5 protein-coding genes and 1 pseudogene are annotated in these 5620 nt (G+C 72.8%); 2 read left to right on the forward strand and 4 right to left on the reverse strand.

All coding sequences use genetic code 11. The annotated features are described in order from the left end of the window. The 4 genes and pseudogenes from KN815_RS45030 to KN815_RS45045 all read right to left on the reverse strand — a co-directional run. Positions 1-948, reverse strand: a pseudogene (locus tag KN815_RS45030) (hypothetical protein); the annotation flags it as partial. A gap of 196 nt (positions 949-1144) precedes the next feature. After that, positions 1145-1513, reverse strand: a complete 369-nt coding sequence (locus KN815_RS45035) for a DUF6113 family protein (RefSeq protein ID WP_216347588.1) — start codon at positions 1511-1513, stop codon at positions 1145-1147. Next, entirely contained in the window at positions 1510-2394 is an 885-nt protein-coding gene (gene mshB, locus KN815_RS45040) for an N-acetyl-1-D-myo-inositol-2-amino-2-deoxy-alpha-D-glucopyranoside deacetylase (protein ID WP_216347589.1), read from the reverse strand. The genes KN815_RS45035 and mshB overlap by 4 nt, the downstream gene beginning before the upstream one ends. A gap of 257 nt (positions 2395-2651) precedes the next feature. Next, on the reverse strand, positions 2652-2846 hold the full coding sequence (locus tag KN815_RS45045; protein ID WP_014054695.1) for a hypothetical protein: 195 nt from the start codon (positions 2844-2846) through the stop codon (positions 2652-2654). A gap of 321 nt (positions 2847-3167) precedes the next feature. Here KN815_RS45045 and KN815_RS45050 point away from each other — a divergent pair, with 321 nt between their 5' ends. Both KN815_RS45050 and KN815_RS45055 read left to right on the forward strand, forming a co-directional pair. Further along, complete coding sequence (locus KN815_RS45050; protein WP_216347590.1) at positions 3168-5339, forward strand: S9 family peptidase; 2172 nt, start codon at positions 3168-3170, stop codon at positions 5337-5339. Between the two features lie 50 nt (positions 5340-5389). Beyond that, a partial coding sequence (locus KN815_RS45055; protein ID WP_216347591.1) for a hypothetical protein occupies positions 5390-5620 on the forward strand: 231 nt, incomplete at its 3' end.

Consider the following 5620-nt stretch of genomic DNA (forward strand, 5'->3'; position numbering starts at 1 on the left):
GCCGCCGCCGGCCAGCGGCCCCACCCCGCCCGGAGGCGTCTGCGAGTCACCGCCGTACCGGCCACCGGCCGGGCCCGGTCCGGGCGGGGCCGGCAACTCGCTGTCGCGCGGTCCCGTACCGGGGCCGGACGGCGGCATATACATGTCGCCGGTGGCCGGGCCGGTGGTGGGGCCGCTCGGCTCGGGGTGGCCGGACAGGGCCTGGGCGTCGGTGAAGTACGGCAGATCGGCGACGGGGCCGCCACCCTGCTGCGGGGCCGGGAACCCCTGGGTGGTGTCCGGCGCGGGGAACCCCTGCGTGGTGTCCGGTGCCGGGAACCCCTGGGTGGTATCCGGTGCCGGGAACCCCTGCGTGGTATCCGGGGAGGGGAATCCCTGCGTGGTGTCGGGCGCCGGGAACCCCTGGGTGGTGTCCGGGGCCGGGGGCATCTGCGGCGTCGGCGTGCTGCCGGTGGCCGACGAACCGCCCCTGGGCCTACGGGGCGAGAACCAGTCGCTGGTCCGCTGCTCGCCGTCGCCCTTCTTCTCGCGGTTCTCGGACGGCTCGCCCGGCCCGCCGGGCTCGGCCGGCACCCCGCGCTCCGGCGTCGGCGTGTAGTCGACCCGGGGCAGGGCGCTGGTGGGCTCGGGGGCGTCGTCGTCCTCGCCGGAGCGCTGCGCGGGTACGCCGTCCTCCGCGACGGGCGTGCGCATGACCACCGGCGGGATAGGCCGCGACCCCGGAATGTTGATCTTGATCCGGGTCGTCAGCGTGGTCTCGGTCTTCGGCTCCTCCGGCTTGGCCGCGGCCCGCCCCTGCCCGTCGTCGGCGAGCTCCTGCGGAGCCTCCTGCGTGGGGCTCGGCGAGGGGTACTGGCGGGATCCGTACGGCGGGGTGCCCGACGGGTAGGCGGCACCGCCGCTTCCCTCCCGGGGCCCGGAGGACGAACTGTCAGATTCACGGCTCAAAGCAGGTTCTCCCAGTTAGCTCCGCCGCCCGTCGGACCTCGCGCGGGCGGCTCGGCGGCGGCACCACCATACTGGGCGGTGCGGACGCGCACTTGACGGCCGCCGGATCACCGCATCCGGTACGCCCGAGGCGCACCCTTCGCCGCATGTCCGAAGGGCCTTCAAGTGCCGAGGGCGTCGTGCCGAAAACGTCACGTCACTTACCAAGTCGGACCGGCGGGCCAGGAGGTTGCGGCACCAGAGGCAACGTGGCACACATCACACCGATGAACATCCCGCCGAGGAGGAAAGCGTACGACCCCAGCCCGGCGCCGAACAGGAAATCCCCTTCCGAGCGGGAGGAAGTGAGCAGCAACACGGCCACCGTCCAGGCCCCCGCGGGCACTCCGCCACCCATCCGGGCACCCGTGGCCTTGACCCCGCCGTAGCACAGGCCCGCGACCGCGAGCAGCGCCAGCAGCAACCCGCCGGGGAACCATGCCGCTTGGACCAGCGCGCCCGCGGCGCCGACCAGCACCCCGGCCACGGCCAGCAGGGCGTATCCGCCCAGGCGCAGCGCCGTCATGCCGTCACCCCCGCGAACAGGTCGTCCTCGCGGCCCGCCCCGGCCTCGCCCTTGACGAGCCGGTAGTGCTCATGGACGAACATCGGCTGGGCCAGGTCGTTGGAGAGCGCGAAGAAGGGTCCGTCCACCGCGATCTGGGTGGCGTGGGCGCTCATCGCCGCCGCCTTGGCCGCCGCGTGGGCGGTGCCGTCGATGGACGCGGTGACATCCGAGTCCGGTACCACTCCGGGGACGTCGTCGATCGTGGCGACGCCGGGGAAGAGCGAATCACGGCCCGCGGCCCGCAGCCGGGCGAAGCCCTCCTCGACGGCCGAGCGCGGTACGCAGTTCCAGTAGACCTTCGCGATGTCGTGCGGCGCGCCCAGCTCGGGGCGGAAGTCCGCGTCGGCGGCCAGCTCCACGGCGCGCATCGCCACGCGGTGTGCCTGGATGTGATCGGGGTGGCCATACCCCCCATGGGTGTCGTACGCCACGAGAACCTGTGGCCGGATCTCGCGGACCACGGCCACCAGGTGCCCCGCGGCCTCGTCCAGGTCGGCCTGCCAGAAGCAGTCCGGCCGGTCGTTCTGCGGGGCGCCCATCATCCCGGAGTCGCGATAGCGGCCGGGACCGCCCAGGAAGCGGTGGTCCTCGACCCCCAAGGCGTCCATGGCCGCGGCGAGTTCGCCGATCCGGTGCGGACCGAGCGCGTCGTCGCGGTCGGCGGCGAGATGTGCGAGGGCAGGCGGGATGACCTCGCCCTCCTCACCGAGGGTGCAGGTCACCAGGGTGACGTATGCGCCCTCGGCGGCATATTTCGCCATGGTCGCGCCGTTATTGATCGACTCGTCGTCCGGATGTGCGTGCACCAGCAGCAGACGACGGGCGGGAAGAGCGGTCATGGGCACAGCCTACGATTCGCACACCAGTGCCCACGGGTCGCACGCCCCGGCCCCGCTCGGGGTCAGATCTTCACGCCGCTGAGCGCTCCGCTGGAAGTGCCCTGACCTGCCGTCGATCGTCCACGGCACCGTCGTGGCTGGCCACGCGGCGGAGCCGCATATCGACACAGCCGCGGTGGAGCCGCAGATCGACACAGCCCCGCGCCCCTTCGGGGCGCCACCGAACCGCAGCCGACTTCCGCCGATCCGCTCAGGGGTCAGATCTTCACCCCGCCGATCATGTCCGCCACATTGGTGGTGAGGTCGTCGATCGTCGGGGCTACCGAAGAACTCGCCAGGTAGAAGCCGAGGAGGACACAGACGACCGCATGAACCGCCTTCAGCCCTGCCTTGTTCACGAGCATGAAGACGATGATCAGCAATAGCACTGATACCGAGATCGAGAGCGCCACAGCGGCTCACCTCCAGATACACGCACTCGGACGGACAACATATTGATGCCACAGATGGGCTACCCACTATGCGCAATCGATCATAACTATGGCGGTGTACACATGACTCGGTGCACGGGAGCATGACAGGGGCGCATGCCTGATCGCACGAACTTCCGCGCCCCCGGGGCGTTTTCTCGGTGGTTATGCGCCATCTCGCCATCGCGCGCGGCCGGTTGACCCCCGCGCCGTTCCGGCCCGACCGTGCCGGGGGCAATGCCGCCCGGTGGCCTACCGATCCGTACTCTCCCTCGCGATGATCCTGAGCCGTACGCTCGCCCTATGACCGGACAGCTCTCGTTCCCACGGCAGCACGCGCGGACCCAACGCTTCACCCTCGGGGCACCGCGGGCCCTGACCGTGGCCCCCGACGATTCACGCGTCGTCTTCCTCCGCTCCCGCTCGGGCACCGACCGGACCGGCCTCCTATGGGTGTACGACCTCGCCGGGCAGCGCGAATACCCCGCCGCCGACCCGGCCGAGCTGCTCGGCGGCGCCGGCGAGGAGCTGTCGCCCGAGGAGCGGGCGCGGCGCGAGCGCAGCCGCGAGGGGTCGGCCGGAGTGGTCGGCTACGCGGTGGACACCGCCGTCGAGCGGGCCGCGTTCGCCCTCTCCGGACGGCTCTTCAGCACCGATCTGCCCGCGGGCACCACCCGTGAGCTGCGCGTCCCCGGTCCCGTCGTGGACCCGCGCCCCTCGCCGGACGGCCGCCACATCGCCTATGCGGCGGGCGGGGCGCTGCGGGTCACGAGCGCGGACGGCACGGACGGCACGGACGACCGGGCGCTCGCGGAGCCGGAGGAGGACACCGTCACCTACGGCCTCGCGGAGTTCATCGCGGCCGAGGAGATGGACCGCTCACGCGGCTTCTGGTGGTCGCCGCGGAGCGACGCCCTGCTGGCCGCCCGCGCCGACGACGCCCCCGTACAGCGCTGGTGGACCGCCGACCCGGCCCACCCTGGCCGGAAGCCCACGGAGGCCGCCTATCCCGCCGCGGGCACCGCCAACGCCGAGGTGCGGCTGGTTCTACTCGGTCTGGACGGCTCCCGTACGGAGATCGAGTGGGACCGGGAGCGCTATCCGTACCTCGCGCGGGTGCACTGGTCGGCCTACGGTCCGCCCCTGCTTCTGGTCCAGGCCAGGGACCAGCGCAGCCAGCTCTATCTGGCCGTGGACACCGACACCGGACGGACCAGCACGGTCCATGTCGACGAGGACGCGGTTTGGCTGGATCTTTTCCCCGGGGTGCCGTCCTGGACGGAGGACGGACGCCTCGTCCGCATCGCGGATGAGGGCGGCGCGCGGGTGCTGATGGTCGGCGACCGCAAGTTGACGTCCGGCGCCCTCCATGTGCACGCGGTCCTCGACATCGGCAAGGACGACGTGCTGTTCTCCGCCTCTCCGGGGGCCGGAGCCCCGCTGCCCGAGCAGCCGGGCGAGATCGACGTCTACCGCGCCTGGTTCCGGGGCAGCGGCGACCAGGGCGGCTGGGAGCCGGTCGGCAAGCGGCCCTTCCCCGCGGTCCACTCCGCCGTGCGCGGCGGTGAGGTGCTCGCGCTGGCGTACACGGGGCTGGAGCGGCCCGGGGTCAGCGTGGAGATCCTCCGGCCCGCCGACCACGGCGCGGCCGAGCGCATCGCCGAGATCGCCTCGCACGCGGAGCAGCCCGTCATCACCGCCCGCCCCGAGCTGCTCTTCGCGGGCAAGCGGGACATCCCCTGTGCCGTGCTGCTGCCCAGCGGCCACCGGGAGGGCGACGGACCGCTGCCGGTCCTGATGGATCCTTACGGCGGGCCGCACGGCCAGCGGGTGGTCGCCTCGCACAACGCCCATCTCACCTCGCAGTGGTTCGCCGACCAGGGCTTCGCCGTGATCGTCGCCGACGGCCGCGGCACCCCCGGCCGCTCCCCCGGCTGGGAGAAGGCGGTACGCGACGACTTGGCCGCGGTCACCCTGGAGGACCAGGTCGAGGCGGTGACGGCGCTCGCCGAGCGCTATCCGCTGGACCTCGGCCGGGTCGCCATCCGCGGCTGGTCCTACGGCGGCTATCTGGCCGCGCTGGCGGTGCTGCGCCGCCCCGATGTCTTCCACGCGGGCGTGGCGGGCGCCCCGGTGACGGACTGGCGGCTGTACGACACCCACTACACCGAGCGGTATCTGGGCCTGCCGGACGAACAGCCCGAGGTCTACGCGGCCAACGCGCTGATGACCGACGAGGGGCTGTCCGGCGCGGCGGAGACCGCCCGGCCGATGATGATCATCCACGGTCTGGCGGACGACAACGTGGTGGCCGCGCACACCCTGCGGCTCTCCTCGGCGCTGCTGGCCGCGGGCCGTCCGCATGAGGTGCTGCCGCTGTCCGGGGTGACCCATATGACCCCGCAGGAGCAGGTCGCGGAGAATCTGCTCCTGCTTCAGGTCGACTTCCTCAAGCGGTCCCTCGGGATGCGGTAGCGCTCCGCGGGAAGAGCCGCAAACTGCCGTCCTTCGTCTGCGGCTGCGTCGTGGCTGGCCACGCGGCGGAGCCGCATATCGACACAGCCGCGGCGGAGCCGCACATCGACACGGCCCCGCGCCCCTTCGGGGCGCATCCGAACCGCAGCGGACAGGGCCTGGGCCCCGGGGCCGCGCTGATCCGGCGTCACCAGCCCGGCGTCACCAGCCCGGTGGCGGTGCGGGAGGCGCGGGGGGTGCGGACGGCGGCGGGGGCGGGGCGCCGGGCGGAGGGGGCATCA

Source organism: Streptomyces niphimycinicus, assembly GCF_018883605.1.
Classification (GTDB): domain Bacteria; phylum Actinomycetota; class Actinomycetes; order Streptomycetales; family Streptomycetaceae; genus Streptomyces; species Streptomyces niphimycinicus.